At 38.8% G+C, this 18709-nt stretch carries 16 protein-coding genes; 7 read left to right on the top strand and 9 right to left on the bottom strand.

Annotation, left to right across the window (positions count from 1 at the left end):
• Positions 1–32: 32 nt before the first annotated feature.
• The 4 genes from NMG86_RS15810 to NMG86_RS15795 all read right to left on the bottom strand — a co-directional run bounded on the left by NMG86_RS15810 (position 33) and on the right by NMG86_RS15795 (position 5194).
• The gene (locus NMG86_RS15810; RefSeq protein WP_026798030.1) at positions 33–2351 is read right to left on the bottom strand and encodes a dynamin family protein; all 2319 of its coding nucleotides are present in this window, start codon (positions 2349–2351) and stop codon (positions 33–35) included.
• A 322-nt stretch (positions 2352–2673) separates the two neighbouring features.
• Positions 2674–3150, bottom strand: a complete 477-nt coding sequence (locus tag NMG86_RS15805) for a hypothetical protein (protein ID WP_026798029.1) — start codon at positions 3148–3150, stop codon at positions 2674–2676.
• A 66-nt stretch (positions 3151–3216) separates the two neighbouring features.
• Positions 3217–4800 (bottom strand): tetratricopeptide repeat protein, encoded by a 1584-nt coding sequence (locus tag NMG86_RS15800; protein WP_026786162.1) that lies wholly within the window; start codon positions 4798–4800, stop codon positions 3217–3219.
• 112 nt (positions 4801–4912) lie between these two features.
• On the bottom strand, positions 4913–5194 hold the full coding sequence (locus NMG86_RS15795; protein ID WP_026786163.1) for a YggT family protein: 282 nt from the start codon (positions 5192–5194) through the stop codon (positions 4913–4915).
• 161 nt (positions 5195–5355) lie between these two features.
• On the opposite strand from NMG86_RS15795, the gene psbX reads away from it, so the two are divergent.
• The gene (gene psbX / locus NMG86_RS15790; protein ID WP_071782561.1) at positions 5356–5475 is read left to right on the top strand and encodes a photosystem II reaction center X protein; all 120 of its coding nucleotides are present in this window, start codon (positions 5356–5358) and stop codon (positions 5473–5475) included.
• A 201-nt stretch (positions 5476–5676) separates the two neighbouring features.
• Positions 5677–6537 (top strand): Ycf66 family protein, encoded by an 861-nt coding sequence (locus NMG86_RS15785; RefSeq protein ID WP_026786164.1) that lies wholly within the window; start codon positions 5677–5679, stop codon positions 6535–6537.
• A gap of 54 nt (positions 6538–6591) precedes the next feature.
• Here NMG86_RS15785 and NMG86_RS15780 read toward each other — a convergent pair whose 3' ends face one another.
• The 4 genes from NMG86_RS15780 to NMG86_RS15765 form a co-directional block, all read right to left on the bottom strand.
• A complete protein-coding gene (locus NMG86_RS15780; protein ID WP_026798028.1) occupies positions 6592–7575 on the bottom strand; it encodes a hypothetical protein in 984 nt (327 codons plus the stop codon).
• A 122-nt stretch (positions 7576–7697) separates the two neighbouring features.
• The gene (locus NMG86_RS15775; RefSeq protein WP_158442074.1) at positions 7698–7871 is read right to left on the bottom strand and encodes a hypothetical protein; all 174 of its coding nucleotides are present in this window, start codon (positions 7869–7871) and stop codon (positions 7698–7700) included.
• A 156-nt stretch (positions 7872–8027) separates the two neighbouring features.
• Positions 8028–8633 carry a hypothetical protein gene (locus tag NMG86_RS15770; RefSeq protein ID WP_026798027.1) on the bottom strand — a complete coding sequence of 202 codons (606 nt, stop codon included), beginning with the start codon at positions 8631–8633 and terminating at the stop codon, positions 8028–8030.
• Between the two features lie 70 nt (positions 8634–8703).
• Positions 8704–9213 carry a cysteine dioxygenase gene (locus tag NMG86_RS15765; RefSeq protein ID WP_026798026.1) on the bottom strand — a complete coding sequence of 170 codons (510 nt, stop codon included), beginning with the start codon at positions 9211–9213 and terminating at the stop codon, positions 8704–8706.
• A 282-nt stretch (positions 9214–9495) separates the two neighbouring features.
• Between NMG86_RS15765 and NMG86_RS15760 the strand changes: the two genes are divergently transcribed.
• The 4 genes from NMG86_RS15760 (at position 9496) to NMG86_RS15745 (ending at position 14422) form a co-directional block, all read left to right on the top strand.
• Complete coding sequence (locus tag NMG86_RS15760; RefSeq protein ID WP_026798025.1) at positions 9496–10491, top strand: hypothetical protein; 996 nt, start codon at positions 9496–9498, stop codon at positions 10489–10491.
• A complete protein-coding gene (locus tag NMG86_RS15755) occupies positions 10488–11486 on the top strand; it encodes an AAA family ATPase (protein WP_026798024.1) in 999 nt (332 codons plus the stop codon). The genes NMG86_RS15760 and NMG86_RS15755 overlap by 4 nt, the downstream gene beginning before the upstream one ends.
• Positions 11479–12558 (top strand): hypothetical protein, encoded by a 1080-nt coding sequence (locus NMG86_RS15750; protein ID WP_026798023.1) that lies wholly within the window; start codon positions 11479–11481, stop codon positions 12556–12558. The genes NMG86_RS15755 and NMG86_RS15750 overlap by 8 nt, the downstream gene beginning before the upstream one ends.
• Before the next feature lie 112 nt (positions 12559–12670).
• Positions 12671–14422: a formylglycine-generating enzyme family protein gene (locus NMG86_RS15745; protein ID WP_499103714.1), complete on the top strand. Its 1752-nt coding sequence runs from the start codon at positions 12671–12673 to the stop codon at positions 14420–14422.
• A 278-nt stretch (positions 14423–14700) separates the two neighbouring features.
• Here NMG86_RS15745 and lpxB read toward each other — a convergent pair whose 3' ends face one another.
• Positions 14701–15921 carry a lipid-A-disaccharide synthase gene (gene lpxB, locus NMG86_RS15740; protein ID WP_199918646.1) on the bottom strand — a complete coding sequence of 407 codons (1221 nt, stop codon included), beginning with the start codon at positions 15919–15921 and terminating at the stop codon, positions 14701–14703.
• 290 nt (positions 15922–16211) lie between these two features.
• On the opposite strand from lpxB, the gene NMG86_RS15735 reads away from it, so the two are divergent.
• The gene (locus NMG86_RS15735; RefSeq protein ID WP_237747626.1) at positions 16212–18704 is read left to right on the top strand and encodes a VIT domain-containing protein; all 2493 of its coding nucleotides are present in this window, start codon (positions 16212–16214) and stop codon (positions 18702–18704) included.
• Positions 18705–18709 lie beyond the last annotated feature (5 nt).

Genomic DNA, 18709 nt, shown 5'->3' with positions numbered 1-18709 from the left:
CCCCCGTTTTCAATTGAAATCATTGATTTTTGTTAGTCTATTAATTTTTCTACATCTATTAACTGATCTTCAACTTGGCTCAATAATTCTTGGCTTTCTTTGATTGCAAATTCAAGTTTAACTTTGAGTTCTTTCAAAGGTTCTTCTGATAATTTTTTGGATTCAAGGATTTGCTGCAAAATGGTTGATATTTGATCGATATAATCACTGTAAGAAACATTATTTTCATTCGTAATATATTCTTTAGATAATTGGTTGGTAATATACTTTTTCATTTCAGATTTTCTCTCTTCAAATTTATCTTTCATTAACTCAGTAGCTTCTTGAATATACTGTTGCACATCAATGGAATATTTTTCTTGAACAATCGGAATGTTCAATCTCAATAAATTTAGAGGTGCAACAAAATTATTATGCAATTGACCCCAAATAGAAATTTTGGATTCAATACCCATGTTTATATTAGACATTTTATCAGGGATTTTATTGGCAGAAAAATCTGGCAATTTCCACTTATTAGTTAGTTCTAAATTAATTGAAAAATTAGTTTGTATTCTTGTCCGAACCCGTATTGCAGAATCTTGTATTCCTGGTAAATATTGGTTAATCAGTTTAGATAAATTATCCTCAGTAGCTGAAATACAATTCTTAATTGGTATCCCTTTTTCTGATAGAAGCCCTTTAAAATATTGTTCTGTACACGCTTTTATTTTTTCAGAATTATTATTAGCATCCTTATCACTTGTACACTCTAAAAATTTGGTGTTAATACCAATAGCAGATATCTTTTTATCTAAATCGCTAGAGCGAATATTATCAGTCCAATTCTTTAGTGCATAATCCAAGTCATTATTTAAAGAATTCAACTCTTGATTTAGGTTGTATTCTAAAAGATTTTCATTAGTTTCAATCTGTTTCTTTTCCTCTTCAACAAATTTAATATCGTCTTGAATTTGGTTAAAATCTCTATTGAAACCACTCTGCCAACATATCAGAGCATTATTAAGATTCTTTAAACGATTTTCACTCTTCTTAAGTGAACTTTTAAGAGAAAGAGGAGCGCTCTTAACTAAAAGTACATTAATGGTATTTTCCAAAAAATCACTGAACTTTGATTTCTCCAAGAGCTTTCTAGCTTTTTTTTGAAGTGTATCAATTGTTGTATCCTCTAGTTCTTCTTTCCAGTCCATCCCAAAAACTTCTGCCGCTAAAGGTTCAGCCGTTTTTAGTTCAGATATTTTTAGTTCAGATATTGCTTCAGGAGAATATTGTTTAATTTCTTGAATAAAATTAGTAGCGCAAAAAGCCCTTCTTCCTGAAACTTCAAAAATTTTATTATTTCTGTTGTTAGAAGAATTTAGATTAAAGCTGGCTATAATTGACTCTCGCAATTCTTTAGAAGTTATTGTGTCACCAGGTTTACGTTGATCGATTTTATTCACTAAAATGTATAAGTTGTCTTCACCAATAACCTCTACAATCTCTTTAATCTCAGTTCTGATCTGGTTATCGACTTCAGTATTAAAAACTGTATAATCTAAGACAACTAAAACAACTGAACTTTGATTGAGTTGTTTTCTAATAAGTTGCTTTCTAATATCTTCTGGTGTTTTTTCTGTATTGTTTTCTCTGGAATTTGGCCCAGGTGTATCAATAATGACTAAATTACCGAGCCTTTTTGTTATGTTAATTTTTTCATCTTGTATAAAAGGTGTTTCGATACGAGGTAGATCCTTAATTTCACTCCAAGTCTGATTAATGCTAGGATCTAACTTTCTACAAAGCCTAACAAAATCATTGATTTCTGTTAGAGCTTCTTTAATCTTCTCATATCCTGTAATCTGCGGTGGAAAAATTAGTTTTCTTTCTTTAACTTTCTCAGCTAAATTTTTTAGGAGTGGATAATCAGCAATTTTCTTTAACGTATCATCCCATCCTAAATATTCTACTATTTTAATTCGCAATGTTTCCATTGCTTCATTAAATAAAGATAAAGTAGCTTCACTAATGGTTAAAACTGGTTCTGTTAATTCTGCTTTAAACACTATTTCTGTAGGATAAGCTGTCATATCAAGAGTACGACTAGGGAGTAACTCTCTCCCAATCATGGCATTGACCAGGGTAGATTTACCAGCACTGGTTGGTGCAACAATCACAACTCTCAGTTCAAAATTTTGTATACTTGGAAGTGCCTCATTTATTTGATTCTGAAATTGAATATATTTTTTCTTTTCACTCTCTATCGTAAATAGATTGCTGGCACGTCCCATTAACTTGCCTGTTTCTTGCAGTGTTTCTACTACCTTTTTCTGTAAATCTTGTATAGACGCTGTGAGAGGTTGAGTTTCCATATACTTTACCTTGATTGGCTTGTTTTCTGGCAGAGAATCGGTTACTTATCTGTTGTTGCTGTACCTGAAACTGGTACTAATATAAGTTTTCCCCATTCCTAACTCTACTATACTACAACTCGATAAAAATTACAATAAAAACAATGCTATGGGAAAATTAGCACTCAAATACTCTAGGAAGATAGCAATGCCATCTCTTTATAAGAATTGTTGCATCTAAAAAAGATATGACAAGAATGGCGATCGCTACGATCGCATTTTTCCTAATTGTTAATTTCACTTAGATGATGCGTGCGCCACGATACCCGCACCCTACAAGTTCTTACGGTTTTTTCTGGGGGCAATAATTTACTAATTCTTTGAATAATACTTCATTGTTGGAAACAATTTGTTTGGCTTTTTCTCCGGCTTCTTGGACAGTTTTCTGGGCTTCTAATAGTTGTTTTTTCCCTTCTGGAGTAACGGGAGCTTTCTCCGCAATGGTTAGAGCTTCAGCGATTTGTTTGAGACTATTGGAGAGGTCTTTAAACTGTTGGGTTGAGTTTTTTTGAAAGGTTTGTAAGGATTCATCTTTAATCGTTAGGGTTTCTATCTCCTTGGCAATACTGTTTAATTCTTGAGACAGTTGTTGTGTGGTTTTCCCATCTAATTTAGGACTGAGGTTAACTACTAGGGTTTGACCTTCATTGATGATACCGATAAGTTTGATGCAGTCTGCGGGTTTACTGCTACAACTGTTTAGGGAAAATGCGATCGCAACAACCGTTACGGTCTTTAATAAATAGGGGTTAAAACGCATAAATATTATATTAATTTTAGTGCAATGGTGCGGGTATTCCAATACACGCACCCTACTTTAATGGGTTTAACCTTCGATTTCATCCGGTTGCAATTCCCTGACTTTTTCAAAGGCGGCAACGGCTGCTTCTGTTTGTCCTAAATCCTGTAATGTCAGACCTTTATTATACCAAACATCGGCATCATCCGGTTGCAATTCTAGCGCACGGTTAAAGGAAATTAAGGCTGCTTCTAATTGTCCTAAATTGAGTTGTGAAATGCCTTGGTTATATAAGGCGTTAAAATAATTAGGCTCTAATTGAATCGCCTGTTGATAGGATTCTAAGGCTTCTTCTAATCTTCCTAAATCCGATAGGGCGTTTCCGCGATTATTCCAAATATAAGGATCATTGGGTTCTAAATCAACTGCAAGTTGATAGGATTTTAAGGCTTCTTCCATATTCCCTAAAACCTCTAAAACACTACCTCGATTATTCCAGGCATCTGCATATTCTGGTTTCAGGATAATCGCTTGTTCAAAGGAGGATAGAGCTTCTTCAATTCTGCCTAAATTTCTGAGGGTATTACCTCGATAAAACCAAACACGAATATGATTCGGTTGTAGTTGAAGCAATTGATCAAATGAGTCTAAAGCACCATAAAAGTCTCCAGCTTCATCTTGTTTTATTCCTTGCTCAAACCATTGTTTAACTTCTGGTGAAGTTTCTTCAACTATTGGAGTTTCTTCGGGAATTATATCTTGTGGGTAACTAGCGGGAGTTTCTTCAACTATTGGAGTAACTTCGGGAATTATATCCTGTTGGGAAATAATGGGAGTTTCTTCAAATATTGGGGTTTCTTCAGGAATAATTTCCTGTTGGGAAATTATTGGGGTTTCTTCAGGAATTATATCCTGTTGGGAAATAACGGGAGTTTCCTCAAATATTGGGGTTTCTTCAGGAATTATATCTTGTTGGGAAATAACGGGAGTTTCTTCAACTATTGGAGTAACTTCAGGAACAATTTCCTGCTGATAACTAACGGGAGTTTCTTCAACTATTGGAGTAACTTCAGGAGTAATTTCCTGTTGGGAAATAACGGGAGTTTCTTCAACTATTGGGGTTTCTTCTTCCCTTGAAATTGCAACACCATCCCCAATAAATTCTGCATTAATAATTGGAGAAACCTCAATATTCTCAGAAGGATTTGCTGGAGTCGCAACCCCATCCTCGATAAATTCTGCATCAATGATTGGTTTAATCTCATTAATATCGGAATTTATAACCTCGGTTTGTGGAGTTAATTGGGCCAAAATGCTTCTGCCAATACTTCCCGCCACATCTCCTAAATCACCAATATCCAGACTCGCTAAAAATACCAGACGTCGTGCGAGTTCTTCGTGTTGGCTGGGTATTTCCTGTAAACGAGTTCCAAACCGTTCCAACCAAGCCACTAACTGCGCTTCTTGAACTCTGTTACCAATTAACCATCCCTTAATTTGTCCTCGACTGCTATTAGGTTGTAAGGTGTCCAACAGTTGCAGAAATAGGGCTTCATATTCCGTATCCGTGCGAGTTGGAGTTGCTTCAACCGATGGCGATGGAGGACTAGGTTGCTTCCCAAACAGGCGTTGAATCAGTCGTTTGAAAAATTGAATAATTCGGTTTAACATAAATAGACTTAGACAATATAGTTGTTATTGAAATTCTGGACAAAACCGCCAGTATCGGACATAATACACTGTTTTGATCTAAATCCTGATCCACTAATATTCAAAGATTAACCTACATCATTCTTAATAATCCCTGTTGACCGAGGAGCATTTCTCGTAACAAACTAAATAGTCCCACCCAAATAATCGGGGTAATATCTACCCCTCCCACGGGGGGAACAATTTTGCGGGTAATGACTAAAAAGGGTTCGGTGGGCCAAACAATTAGGTTAAATGGAAAACGCTGCTGGTTAACTTGGGGATACCAGGTGAGGACGATTCTGAAAATAAACAAAAAGGTCATCAAACCCAGAATTAAACCTAAACCCCAAGTTAAAATTGTTATTGTGTCCATAGGATCGGAAAAAATATTTTAAGTTTTGTTACTGTTTATCGGATCAATTCTAGCGGTTTTGGGAAGTTTTCTCATAAACAGACAAATACCTTCTCAAGATTGTGAAATTTTGTTAAACTGTTAAACCAAGAAATCAATCTAAGACAAGGATCGCATTTGTTATGACACCTTCATTAATGAACTTTTTCTATAGTTTGCTGGCTGGAATCCTGATTGTGGTGATTCCTGCAACTGTCGGTCTGCTCTTTATCAGCAAAAAAGATAAAGTAATTCGTTCCTAGACTGGTTATCTGGGAACAGGTCTAGGCAGACTTGCCAAAATCCTGGTTAAACCCATAAACTTAGGGGCTAAGAATCAGAATTTTGTCTGAATCGATAGCCCCTAATGTTGTATTGTTGCCAAAATACCCAGCCCCAAGCTCCGGTGATTAGAGATTTTCAAAAGAAATCGCTAAGATAGGACTGGCATAGGAGAAAAAATAATGGTTAATTTAGGTTTAAATTTCAGCAGCTTAGTGGGCATTGCCCTCGCGGTTTCTGGTGCTGGATTATATTTCCTGCGTTCTTGGCGGCCAAAACTAGCACGGGATCATGATATTTTCTTTGCTGCCATTGCGTTACTCTGTGGCGGGATTCTGTTGTTTCAAGGATGGCGACTTGATCCAATTCTAGCCTTTGGTCAATTTTTATTAACTGGAAGTGCGGTTTTCTTTGCGGTGGAAAGTGTTCGCCTCAGAGGAATTGCCGTTGTCCAAGCTAAGGAACGAGGGCCCATTGTGGACGATGAACGCTATGTCAGTGACGTTTATCGGGTGGATGCAGAATTAGATGAACTCGAACCGACGGACGAATATATGCCGATGGCCCGTCAAATTCGCGGGAGTCGTGATACTCGTTTGAGCCGAGCCGATGCTTATGAGGATGATACGGTTCGTCGGCGTCCCTCTAGTCGCAAAAGTAGTGCCGTTGACTATCCGACCTCGGCGGAACGTCCTCGCAAACGTCGTCCCAGTCCAGAATCTCGTCCAGAATCTCGTTCAGAATCTCGTCCAGAATCTCGTCCAGAATCTCGTCCAGAACCGACCTCGGATTGGGGAGAACCCCCTAGAGAACGGCAACAAAGACCTCCCAGAAGTCGCTCTAACCGCCCTCCCGCAACGCCTGCGGTAGATCGAGAAGATTGGACAACTTCGGCTTCTGATGCACCCCGATCTCGCCGTCGTCCCTCTGCTTCTTCAGAATATCGCTATTCTGAAGATCGCCGTCCGAATGATAATTCAACAGATTATGTTGAATATCGATCCGTAGACTATTCGGATGATGAGGTTGATAGTTCTTCTTAATTTCCCTTAAATTTAAGGAAGTCCACCTAGCATCAGTGAGACTTCCTTGAATAATTAGGAATGAGAATCAGGTTTAAGTTGCCATTTAGGAGGCTTAATAGAATTCATTTTTTCAGTCGATAAGACCTGATTAGATTCCATAGAATAGCCCCGTCGTTTTAATTCACTTTGAATCTGGTAAAGTTCTAATTGGAACTCCTCAGTGATGGCTTTGATCTCCTCATTAATGGCAGTTTCCCAAGCTTCTCGACTAATTAACCCCACTGGACTTTGATTTAACTGGCGTCTTTTCTCCTGAATTGCTTTTTGTCCTTGTTTCAAGACTTGATTATGTTGATGAATTAGCAGTTCAATCCAAACTTGATTTTCTTTTTGATTGCGTTGTTCAGGGGTAGATTGAGGATGATCTAACACATACTTAGTTAGTTCTTCTAAGACCCAAAACTCACGACTGGCGTGTTTAATTCCATCGGGGTTTTCTTGATAACGTTGTTGATAATAAGCATCAAACTTTTGGGAAATTTGCCGTTTATATTCAGGATAACGAATAATTTTTCCGGTATAAAATCCTGTCATTATTGTTAAAATGATTCCGAGTAAGGGGACAATATAGATAATCCAATCGGTATCTTCCCCTTGAAAACGCACATAAAATAGAGTGGCTGCATACTCCACAATTAAAAGCCCAGTGGCAAAAACAACAAAGACTTTTGTTTTTTGATGTAAATAGTCTTTCAAAACTGCATTAAAGACCATTTGTTCTGCTTCTGCGCGCACTGCAATTAGTTGATTTTTGGTGTTTCTTTTTTTGGCTTCTATTTGCTCCTGATCATGGTGAATATCTCGTTTAATACTGGAAATTGCCACATCATAAGCAATAGCCCATTCTGTGAAATAAACAAGAGGAAAACTAACTGCGATCGCAATAACCCAGCGCCATTCGCCAGGAAATCCACCTAAAGCCGCAAAGGGTCCACGACTATTGATTAATGCAGCAATTGTGATACAGAAAAGAACGATAAATTTGTGTAAGTTCATAGGATAATTTTCCTCACAGAGTAAGATGGATTAAAGATTTAGGAAAGTGTACTTTAGTAGCATTGAATATAAAATAACAACACTTTCCTAACAAAGTTTAATTGTTCGAGTGGGAAGGATAATTAACTAACTTGATACCGTCGCTTCATTTCTAAGGCATATTTTAACGGCGCTAAAATCGTCAAATTTTGGCTTAAGCGAGGGTAAAGCACGAAGATATTGGGGAGTTGTTCAGGTAACAACTTCTCAGCAATAAATTCCTGTAAAATCACGTCTTCATCAAATTTGGAAATCATAGGTTTACTTCTCCTGATTAGAACGAATATTTTTGATTGAATCTTTGACACAGCTTCGGATATTCTGATTGCAAAACTGGGTGTTAGGTAAATCTTTGAGGCTATTCCAAAGATTAGTATTAAACCCCGTATTGCCATCGTTGGTACTGCCAATAATCAAGAGTTTTCCTTGTCGGGATGAGACTTTATTGGCGAGGTTTTTAAGGTGTCTGGACAAAATTCTTCTCCTTCGTTGGCCTGAATTTGTAGTACAATAATTGGGGTTTCAGGGTGGCGATCGCTCATTTCAACAGCCAAATCTAAAGCCGGACAGACATAGGTTCCTTGGCCTTTAGATTCGGTTTTTTGATGGCAGACAGCATAGCCATCATTGGAGTCTTTGATCATCGCTGGGTCGGTGGCAATAATGTCTTGACTCACTTGAATTAAGGCCTGTTGATCCCCTGGTTTTGCCCCATCTGCCAGACCAAAACAAGTATCTTTAGATCCTTTTGCTTGCTTCGGATCATTGAGGGCTGAAGCACTACTATCCGCAATTCTGATTAACAGTAACTTGGTTGATTGTTTGCTACACCCACTTAACAGAAAAACAAAGAATAGCAGAGACAATATCAACAGTATCCAAACCCCATCAAAATCGCTACCCTCGCCTTTTTTGATAAACTGATTTTTGCATTCAGTACACATGAACTCTTTGGTTGTATTGGGGATTTGAACTAACTCGCACATTCTCTTGCCTTTGGTATTTCTGAGACAGTCCATAATATTTCCTCCTAACAGAAATCTTCAGAAAGGAAAAGGCAAAATATTACCTTTTCCTGTGATTTAATTCCTAGTTGCGAACGGGTGCGTACAGGTTTAAACTTACGCAATCTTCATCACTGTTATTAACTAACTGGTGGTATTCATAACGGTCAGTCCAGGTAATTTCTCCCGCACTTACGGTTTCTTCTTTCCAACAGAATAACTTCCGTTTTTCGTCAGTAATATATCGCTGTTGCGTAATAGTCCCTTGCAGCACTTTCGTAACATTTAAGGCTGCCTGTTTATGAGGGTGAACGCCAGAGAGTTGACCTGGCCCCCAACACATCACCAGCACCTCAACAGAATCATTCCGAAACAGGATTTGATGGCCATAGCGATCAGGGTGAAACATTACAAATGCCTCCCAAAATTCCTTCGGTAAATCTAAGCGAGTCACCAGGTCTTTGAATGTGTCCAGGGTTAACAGGTGAGAGGGAATTTCCTTGAGTGGGATCAGGAATTTCTCGATAGTCAGGGGCTGACTAACCCTTTTTCGTGAGGAAACACCGTTGTTCTGTTGTACAATCTGACTAATCATTAGTTTTGCCGTTGATTTACTTGTCTGAACAGATAACTGAATCGATGGCCTTTCATGTCAACCGAAAGGTTGCTATGCAGTTGTCAAGGTTCAGGCCCAGCGCAAAACGTTTGTTTCTTGCTTCTGTAAATACCCTATCAAGATGATTTGTTGTGTTCAAGAGCAGATCGTGTTACTTAAATGATCTGCCCTACTGCCCTATTTGATCTGCCCTATCTGCCCTATTTGCCCTATTTGCCCTAAAATGGATTAGGTTTAGTGTCACTGTGATGACTGTTATCTATGATTAAAAAAAGAGAACCGCGTAGAGTTAAAGCTAGTGAGGAGGGACAAAACTTACTCCGAAACGCGCAGAAATCTAAAACCCAGGAAACAAAAAAAGAATGGACTTATGAGCAAATAGTTGTTAAAGTTGGTTGTTCAGTAGATACAGTTAAACGCTTCTTTGCTGGTAAAAACGTTAATACAGATTATGCTAAAGAAATTGTTAAAACATTGGGTTTGGAGTTCTCCGATGTTGTTGATCTATCACAATCAAATATATTTAATAACTCAAATACTCCTAGCCAAAAACTAAAGGAAGCGTTATTCGATCTGAATTATATTGATCAAGAATATCATTTTCGCAGATCCTTGGGACAAATGGAATCTGTTGGAGCCTTTTTAATTCATGGGGAAAAAGGCTATGGACAACGATGGTTAGTGAACCGTTTAGCAGGTTTAATTCCTTATAATTCCACCGCTTACCAAAAACCTCTTAATATTCCCCATAAAAAACCTCTCCTAGATTTTTGGGAAGATATGGGAGAATCAATCAAATGTTACCCTAATCCTGAAGCGATCGCTGAACAACTTTATCAACAGTGGACTACTCGAACTGTTATTTTATCCATTACAGATATTCATAAAGTTGATCAAGGTTTAGAGTCATTTTTAGAACGAGTCTGGTTAAGAGTTATTGATAAAATTAATAACCATAATTCTTCTAAAAACCCTTTTAAAATGATCTTATTTATTGTAGGAAATAAAACTTTTAACTCACCTTCTAACTTACTCATTGACTTAACCCCCATACAGGATTTTAAAGAGGGAGTAATTCGGACATGGGGAGGTGCTCAACTCCCTAATTTATTATACAACTACTCCACAGAACAGATCGAAGGTTGTATTGAAGATATTATAGAACAAAACAGTCTACCAATTTTCACTTTAGAGCAAATTTGTGAGTCTTGCAGTATAAACTATTATTCAGATATAGAACGGAGTTTTACGTTATGAATCAACCTTTAGAATACACAGGTGATAAACAATGTCAACCGCAACCGGAACCGAATCAACGGGGAAAGAAACTGTGTCCCTATCGTCCTGAAAAGGGATTAATTCAAGCAGTTAATTTAGCGATCGCTTTAGAACGTCCCTTACTTTTAGAAGGGGAACCCGGTTGTGGGAAAACACAACTCGCACCTGCGATCGCCTATGAATTTAGTCAACGTTATCTCAAGGAAAATAATCAAAAATGGCCCTATTTTCCTTGGAATATTAAATCCACCACTCGCGCCCAGGATGGATTATACACCTATGATGCGATCGCCCGCTTAAGAGATGCTCAATTTTTAGGGATGAATAACTCAAAAAACTATTTAGAAGAAAATGAAATTAAAGCCGTTATTAAACGATTAAACAATCAAAAAGCCTATTTAAAAAGAGGAGAATTAGGAAAATCTTTTGCAGTCAAAGAAGTTAGACCGATTGTATTAATTGATGAAATTGATAAAGCCGATATTGACTTTCCCAATGATTTATTGTTAGAATTAGATAAATTAGAGTTTGAAATACCTGAAATTGGAGCCACGGGAGATAATGCCATCAAAGCGGAACAATCTCCCCTTGTGATTATTACCAGTAACCGAGAACGAGAACTTCCTGATGCGTTTCTCCGTCGGTGTTTATATTATTACTTGAATTTTCCTGATGAAGAAGAATTAATTAAAATTGTTAACCTGCATTTTCCTAATCTCAACTCAGACCAACTCGAATTAGTTGATGAAGCAGTTGATCAGTTTTTAGGTGTACGAGAAATGGGAAGTAACCGCCCAAATGCTAAAAAAGCCGGAACTAGCGAACTGTTGGACTTGATGAAAATTCTCCTTAAGAAACCTGTATCTGAAGCATTTGAAGATATTAAAGATTTAGCGAGTAATCTCCCTCTATTGGGAACTTTACTAAAAACCAAAGAAAGTCAAGACTCCTATCAACGGAAATGCGATGAATAACCCAAATTACCCTAATTATTTAGGTTTATTTCTGCACCTACGAGACGCAGGAATGTCGCTGACCGTTGAACAATATCTGTTATTTCAACAAGCGTTAACTTTAGGGTTTGGTCAAAGCAATTTAGCCGACCTGAAACAACTCTGTCGTTTGCTGTGGTTTAAACCCAAAGAATCTTTTAATTCTGGTATTTTTGATACGGAATTTGATCGTTATTTTGCCCGTTTTCAGTCACAAAAATTACCGGAAACCCCATTAAAATCTGAGACAATTAAAACTCCCCCCACTCCCGAAATCACCCCCAACCCAAACCCCTCAACTCCTGACAAAATACCCACCCCAAAACCATCCAATTCCGTGCAAATTCCCATTGCTTTACGCGGCGAAGGATTTCGACCCCAAAACGAAAAAAAACCCTCCAAAGACTTTAGTTTTAACGTTCAAAATTTACCCGTTACAGAACGACAAATCCTGCAAAGTTGGCGTTTTTTACGATATCCCATTCCAGAAGGTCATGCAACTGAACTCGATATCCCCGCAACCTTAGCTCAAATTTACCGTCAAGGTCAAATCTTTGAACCCGTTTTCCGTCCTCGTCGGGTTAATTCCCTAGAATTATTATTGTTAATAGACTGGGATGGTTCCATGATTCCGTTTCATATTCTAGCCCAACAATTAATCACCAGTCTCAAAAAACACACCTTTGGGAAAACCCAAATTTATTACTTTAGAAATTGTCCCCATAATTATCTTTATTTATTTCCCAACCAACCCCAAGCAAAACCCCTGGATGAAATTCTTCCAACCCTGCACAAAAATCGAACTATTGTGGTAATTTTTAGTGATGGGGGAGCAGGACGGGGAAATTATAATCCAGAACGAATTGAATTAACTCAAGTCTTTTTTGATCAAATAGAACCCTTAGTACGGTCTATAATTTGGTTTAATCCTTTACCCGAAGATCGTTGGCAAAATACAACAGCATCAGGAATAATAGAAACTCTCCATCTTCCCATGTTTGAGTTTAACTGTTCTGGACTCAATGCCATGGTTCGTGTAATTTCTCGTTGCTAGGTTCTACCTAGCAATGCTTATTGCAGGCTCCGCCTGCTATGATTCGGAGGCAGAGCCTCCCGTTAATATTCCCTGGTAGAACCAGGGAACAAGGAAAAAAACCCGATTTCTAATGGTTAATGATATCCGACAACAACTCGCTGACCATCGGTTTGAAGCCTTTGCAGAACGCTTTAAACCCAAGCCCAAGACGATGGACTTATTATGTCATGCGGCTTTTCCCCTCGCCCTCACGCCTCATTTATTATATTGTTTGCGGGAAAATTTCGTTCCTGACTGTGATTTTATTGCTGTTGCGGATATCTTGTTATCTTCCCTCTGTGTTTCAGTCGGACGGGAACTCTATGCTATTGATGGCAAAGTCCGAGACTTGTTACTCCGTCGCCTCAAAGCCAACTTTGGAGAACGTCGCCTCAACCGTCTGGCGGACTATATGACAGGTTACATCCAACAACAAATTTCCCTACCTAATAATAGCCGCATTGCTTGGCAATTAGGCCCCGAACCCCACTGGACAGCCCTAGCCTATACTCGACCAGGGGAAGCCCTTGAACAAATTAAAATAGCGATACAACAAGCTTTAAAAAAAGCCGATGCTCAAGAACGGGTGCGTTTAGCCTCTTTAGTCGAAAGTTATGGGGATTTACTCCAAGAAGCTGGCTTTGCCCCTATCCTCACCCTAGCACAACAGTTAGAAGCCGAACCCTCTGAAGAACTGCCCCTATCGGTGTTTTCCTTTGAAACCGTTACTGTTAATAACTGGGGGAAAATTATCAACCAGGAAACCAAACAGGCCCAATACTTCACCGAAGACTTGGGGGATGGAGTCACCTTAGACATGGTTTATATTCCTGGGGGGACATTCCTCATGGGTTCACTGGAGGGGAAAGGAGACAAAGACGAATATCCTCAACATCAAGTTACAGTCCCTCCTTTTTTCATGGCCAAATATCCCATCACCCAAGCCCAGTGGAAAGCCGTGGCTAAGGGGCCTAAAATTCAACGGGATCTTGATCCTGACTGTTCTCGCTTCAAAGATACCCCCCCAACCCCCCCTTACCAAGGGGGGGCTTTAGGAGTTTCCCCCCAACCCCCTTTAACAAGCAAACCCCCCCCAACCCCCCCTTACAAAGGGGGGGCTTCAGAAACCTCCGGTTCCCCCCCTTACCAAGGGGGGGCTAGGGGGGGTTCTAACCGACCCCCTTTAGAAACAGGGGCTTCAGAAACCTCCAGTTCCCCCCCTTACCAAGGGGGGGCTAGGGGGGGTTCTCACCGACCCGTAGAAAACGTTTCCTGGTACGATGCGGTAGAATTTTGTGCCCGACTGCTGCAACGCACCGGACGCCCCTACCGTTTACCCTCAGAAGCCCAATGGGAATATGCTTGTCGTGCGGGAACTACCACCCCATTTTACTTTGGAGAAACCCTAACCAGTGATTTAGCCAATTATGATGGAACTGAAACCTATGCAGAGGAACCCAAGGGAATATATCGACAGGAAACCACCCCTGTTGGTCAATTCCCTCCCAACGCCTTTGGGTTGTATGATCTACATGGTAATTTCTGGGAATGGTGCGCCGACCCTTGGCATGAAAACTATCAAGGAGCACCAACACAAGGGGAAGTTTGGGATGAGCAGAATAAGAATGATAATCGTTATCAAATCTATAGTGTTGAAAATTTAGTCAACTTATTAAGTGATGAAAGATCTCATTGTGTGCGGGGCGGTTCGTGGATCAGCGATCCTGATTACTGCCGTTCTGCTAATCGTATCACCGGTCACCCCGTCTACTTCAGCGTCAGCGTCGGCTTTCGGGTTTGTTGGGTTGTAGGTGCGTCCCTGGTTAGTGTGCGGGATTCTTAGCCCTATTTTCTTTAGCTCTTTTGCCCTCTACCCTTCTTTTTTCTTTTCCCTTGTGTCCGAGCGAAGCGAGCGTTTTTATTTTTTCTAAAATATTAAGTTTTGTTAATGGAAGAACTGCCGATTATCCAAAAAACCTACGATTTAATTAAATGGTATGTCCCCATTTTAAATCGTTTGCCCAAGGATCACAAATTCATGTTAGGCGATAGAATGATTGCCCGTCTCTATGATATCTTAGAAACCCTAATTTTGGCAAGATATTCAGCCGAAAAACTTTCCTATGATGTCTTTTCTGTTCCGGTGTTCCCTGCTATACTACTGAGAATTTCTAAAGCTGCCCGATCGCACACTCCTTCCTCTCCTAATGCTTGTTTCATCTGTTGATAGCGATTTAATATTTCCTGTCGTTTGGGTTGATTAGTTAGCAATTCTATCGCCTCTCGCACAATATTTTCAGGAGTCACTTCTTCTTGAACAAGTTCAGGCACGATGGCTTGCATTTGCACTAAATTAGTTGAGGATATAAACGGAACTGAAAAATTTAAGAAACGACGAACCAGCCAAGCGGTTAAATTACTGACTCGATAAACCACAACTTGGGGAACATTTAATAAGGCAATTTCTAAATTAACTGTTCCTGATTTGGTAATGGCTAAATCGGCGGCGGATATTACTTCTAAGGTTTGACAATTTCCTGATTTTGTTGAAACTAAAACCGCATTTAATTGATAGTTTTTAATGGCGGTTTCTATGGTTTTATAATATTCGGGTAAAGATACCGGAATCCAAAATTTAACCCCAGGAATTTTGGATTGAATTTGTTTAGCAGCTTCCAATAATATTGGCATTAAATATTTAATTTCTTGCCATCGGGAAGCCGGAAGTAAGGCGATCGCAATTTCATCGGGTTTCATCCCTAATTTTATCCGAGATTCTTCTCTACTGGGAGCCGTTTTCATCCGGTCTAATAAAGGATGACCCACCCAAGTAACCTTCGCACCTTTTGATTTAAAATAACGAGCTTCTTCTGGAAAAATCGCTAAAATTTGGTCGGTTAACTTAATAATTTGTTCCGTACTTTTTGAACCTAATGACCAGACCCATTCTTGCGGTGCAATATAATAGAAAATCGGCAATTTGGGGAAGTGATTTTTAATAAAATTTCCGATACCAATATTCGGCCCCATATAATCAATTAAAATTACAATATCGGGGGGATGATTTTTTAAATATTGTTTAGTTTTTTGCTGAATTAAATAAGTCGGAATAATATATGGTAAAGATTCTAAAAGCCCAACGGAACCAATTCCTGTAGTATTTCCTAATAATATTGCTCCGGCTGCGGCCATTTTTTCCCCACCTAATGCTATAATTTCTATAGGGATATTCTGATTTTTGGCTTGTCTGAATAAGGCTTCAATTAACATTGACCCTTGTAAATCGCCAGAGACTTCTCCCGTACTTATAAAAATCCGAATTAGGGTTTGATTTGGAAGCATTAGAACTCAATAGTAAATAATTTGGGAACGGATTAGATCGGTTTTATTCATAACCCAACCTCAGATTATAGCCGTTTATTGAGTCCCTGCTGAATTTTCCTGAAAATCTGATGATTCAGACGGAGTAAAAAACGATACAATCACTACTTACAGACGAAAATTGTAGCTTTTCCTGCGGTCGTTTTGGGAATGTAAAAAAGTGATCTGACTCAGGAACGTTTATAATCAGAATCGGGTCTTAGTGAGTATCTCCAATTAATAGTCTAACTCAAATAATGACAATTTTATTTATGAACCCTTTATCAAATATAACAAAGCTTTCTTTGGGAATTATGATTTTTAGTGGGTTACATTTTATTGGAAATACTACCCCAAGTTTTGCCAGTTTACCTCAACAGTTGAATCCTCAATCCTCAGTATTAAAATTAGCACAACTTCCGCAACAAACCATGGATAAACAATTAGGTGGTTTATATGTTAAATCTGAAACTAAAAGCCAAGTTTTTCCCCTAAAGCAAACCCAGGTTAAGGCTAAAATTTCGGGAAATGTTTCACAGGTTGAAGTTTCTCAAACCTTTGAAAATCCGTTTCAAGAACCTTTAGAAGCGATTTATGTATTCCCCCTTCCCGATCAAGCCGCCGTTGATCAGATGGTAATTAAAATAGGCGATCGCACCATAAAATCCAAAATTGAAACCCGAGAAGGCGCCAAAGAAATCTATCAACGGGCTAAAGCTCAAGGTCGCACCACCGCATTATTAGAACAGGAAAGAGATAATATCTTTACTCAGTCTGTAGCTAATATTCAACCGGGCGAACAAATATCCGTAACGATTCGCTATATTGATCAATTAAAATTTGAAGGGGGAAACTATGAATTTGTGTTTCCGATGGTAGTTGGCCCCCGTTATATTCCCGGTCAATTAATTAATAAAAATCAACCCAATACTAATCAAGTTCCCGATGCGGATCGGATCACGTCACCAATTATTGAACAGGAGGCAAAATCTCCCCATAATATTCAAGTTGATGTTGAAATTGATGCTGGGGTTGCGATTGAAAATGTCCGATCAACTTCCCATAAAATTATTACCCAACAGCAGGGAAATCGGATATTTGTTAGTTTAGATCAATCCGATCAAATTCCTAATAAAGATCTAATTATAAGATATCAGATTTCAGGAGAAAATACCAGAGCATCGGTATTAACAGAAGCAGATCAACAGGGAGGACATTTTGCCGCCTATTTGTTACCCGCAATTAGTTATAATCCTAATCAAATTATTCCGAAAGATGTTATTTTTCTGATGGATACCTCCGGTTCCCAAGAAGGAGAACCCCTGAAAAAATCTCAAGAATTAATGAAAAGATTTATTCAAGGATTAAATTCCGAAGATACCTTTAATATTATTGATTTTGCCAATACCACCAATACCTTATCAGAAATTCCCTTAGAAAATACCCCCGCTAACCGACAAAAAGCGATTAATTATATTAATCAATTACAAGCAGATGGCGGGACGGAATTATTAAATGGAATCCAGGCGGTTATGAGGTTTACCTCTCCCTCCCAGGGTCGCTTACGCAGTATTGTTCTATTAACAGATGGATATATTGGAAATGATCAAGAAATAATTGCAGCAGTGCAAAATAAACTTAAACCCGGAAATAGATTGTACGCCTTTGGGGTGGGAAGTTCTGTCAATCGTTTTTTACTTAATCGTTTAGGAGAAATTGGCCAGGGAACAACCCAAATTGTTCGTCAAGATGAACCCACAGAAACCGTCGTGGAAACATTTTTTAAACAGATTAATAACCCCATTCTAACCGATTTGGAAATCACTTGGCAAGGGGAAGGATTAAAACCTGAAATTTATCCGGTAAGCTTATCTGATTTATTTGATAATCAACCTTTAGTATTATTTGGACGTAAATTAGATCGTCGTAATGGCTTATTAAAAATTACCGGAATAACCGCCAAAGGCGATCGCTATGAACAAACCTTACCCGTTAATTTTCCTGAGATCAATAATAACGAATCTGGTAATATTGCGATCGCCAAATTGTGGGGACGGGCGAGAATTAAAGACCTGATGAATCAAATGTTTTCCGGGGAAACAAAATCAGGAGTTGAAGGAGTAACACGCACCGCTTTATCCTATCAATTACTATCTGAATATACCGCTTTTGTCGCCGTCAGCGAAGAAGTTAGAGTCGATCCTAATGGAACTCGTCACACCGTAGAAGTTCCCCTAGAATTGCCCGAAGGGGTGAGTTATGACGGTATTTTTGGCACTCCAGAAACCTCTCAATTGCCATCAGCAAAACCCATGAGTTTAGGACGAACTCGTTCTGCATCTGGTTATAATAATTATGGCAGTCAACGGAGTCCAGAAATTGCGCCACCGCCCCCTCCTGTTCGCGGAATAAACCCACAACCCACAAATATTAATGCAGTTGGAAATAGTCAGGTAAAAATAACAGTTGTTGAAGTTACAGGAATTAGCGATCGCACCCTAATTAATGACCTCAACCGTTATTTACAAGGCTTAAATTTAGCCAATGAAATTAATGGAAAAGTGACCTTTGAAATAATTATTGATCAAGGCAATGTCCAACGAGCTATTTTTGATGATCTTGACTCTGATCTGGATTTAGAGAATAATCTCAAACAGGCCCTAATTATTGATCAAATTCGCCGATCACTCCTAACTTGGCAACCGTCTAACCCCGTGAGTGGAAAACTCAAAATCACCTTAGAATTAAAAGCAACAAAATCCTAAATTCC

Origin of the sequence: Planktothrix rubescens CCAP 1459/22, assembly GCA_904830895.1 — a bacterium.
Taxonomy (GTDB): domain Bacteria; phylum Cyanobacteriota; class Cyanobacteriia; order Cyanobacteriales; family Microcoleaceae; genus Planktothrix; species Planktothrix agardhii.
The sequence above is the reverse complement of the archived record's forward strand: the minus strand, read 5'-3'. Positions and strand labels throughout refer to the sequence as shown.

What these genes read in the sequence shown, in the direction of transcription:
- NMG86_RS15785 (WP_026786164.1), top strand. Translation starts at nt 5,677, where the DNA reads ATGGTTAATTTAGGTTTAAATTTCAGCAGCTTAGTGGGCATTGCCCTC.
- NMG86_RS15735 (WP_237747626.1), top strand. Translation starts at nt 16,212, where the DNA reads ATGAACCCTTTATCAAATATAACAAAGCTTTCTTTGGGAATTATGATT.
- NMG86_RS15805 (WP_026798029.1), bottom strand. Translation starts at nt 3,150, where the DNA reads ATGCGTTTTAACCCCTATTTATTAAAGACCGTAACGGTTGTTGCGATC.
- NMG86_RS15750 (WP_026798023.1), top strand. Translation starts at nt 11,479, where the DNA reads ATGAATAACCCAAATTACCCTAATTATTTAGGTTTATTTCTGCACCTA.
- NMG86_RS15770 (WP_026798027.1), bottom strand. Translation starts at nt 8,633, where the DNA reads ATGGACTGTCTCAGAAATACCAAAGGCAAGAGAATGTGCGAGTTAGTT.
- psbX (WP_071782561.1), top strand. Translation starts at nt 5,356, where the DNA reads ATGACACCTTCATTAATGAACTTTTTCTATAGTTTGCTGGCTGGAATC.
- NMG86_RS15755 (WP_026798024.1), top strand. Translation starts at nt 10,488, where the DNA reads ATGAATCAACCTTTAGAATACACAGGTGATAAACAATGTCAACCGCAA.
- NMG86_RS15795 (WP_026786163.1), bottom strand. Translation starts at nt 5,194, where the DNA reads ATGGACACAATAACAATTTTAACTTGGGGTTTAGGTTTAATTCTGGGT.
- NMG86_RS15765 (WP_026798026.1), bottom strand. Translation starts at nt 9,213, where the DNA reads ATGATTAGTCAGATTGTACAACAGAACAACGGTGTTTCCTCACGAAAA.
- NMG86_RS15760 (WP_026798025.1), top strand. Translation starts at nt 9,496, where the DNA reads ATGATTAAAAAAAGAGAACCGCGTAGAGTTAAAGCTAGTGAGGAGGGA.
- NMG86_RS15745 (WP_499103714.1), top strand. Translation starts at nt 12,671, where the DNA reads ATGGTTAATGATATCCGACAACAACTCGCTGACCATCGGTTTGAAGCC.
- NMG86_RS15780 (WP_026798028.1), bottom strand. Translation starts at nt 7,575, where the DNA reads ATGAACTTACACAAATTTATCGTTCTTTTCTGTATCACAATTGCTGCA.
- NMG86_RS15810 (WP_026798030.1), bottom strand. Translation starts at nt 2,351, where the DNA reads ATGGAAACTCAACCTCTCACAGCGTCTATACAAGATTTACAGAAAAAG.
- NMG86_RS15800 (WP_026786162.1), bottom strand. Translation starts at nt 4,800, where the DNA reads ATGTTAAACCGAATTATTCAATTTTTCAAACGACTGATTCAACGCCTG.
- lpxB (WP_199918646.1), bottom strand. Translation starts at nt 15,921, where the DNA reads ATGCTTCCAAATCAAACCCTAATTCGGATTTTTATAAGTACGGGAGAA.
- NMG86_RS15775 (WP_158442074.1), bottom strand. Translation starts at nt 7,871, where the DNA reads ATGATTTCCAAATTTGATGAAGACGTGATTTTACAGGAATTTATTGCT.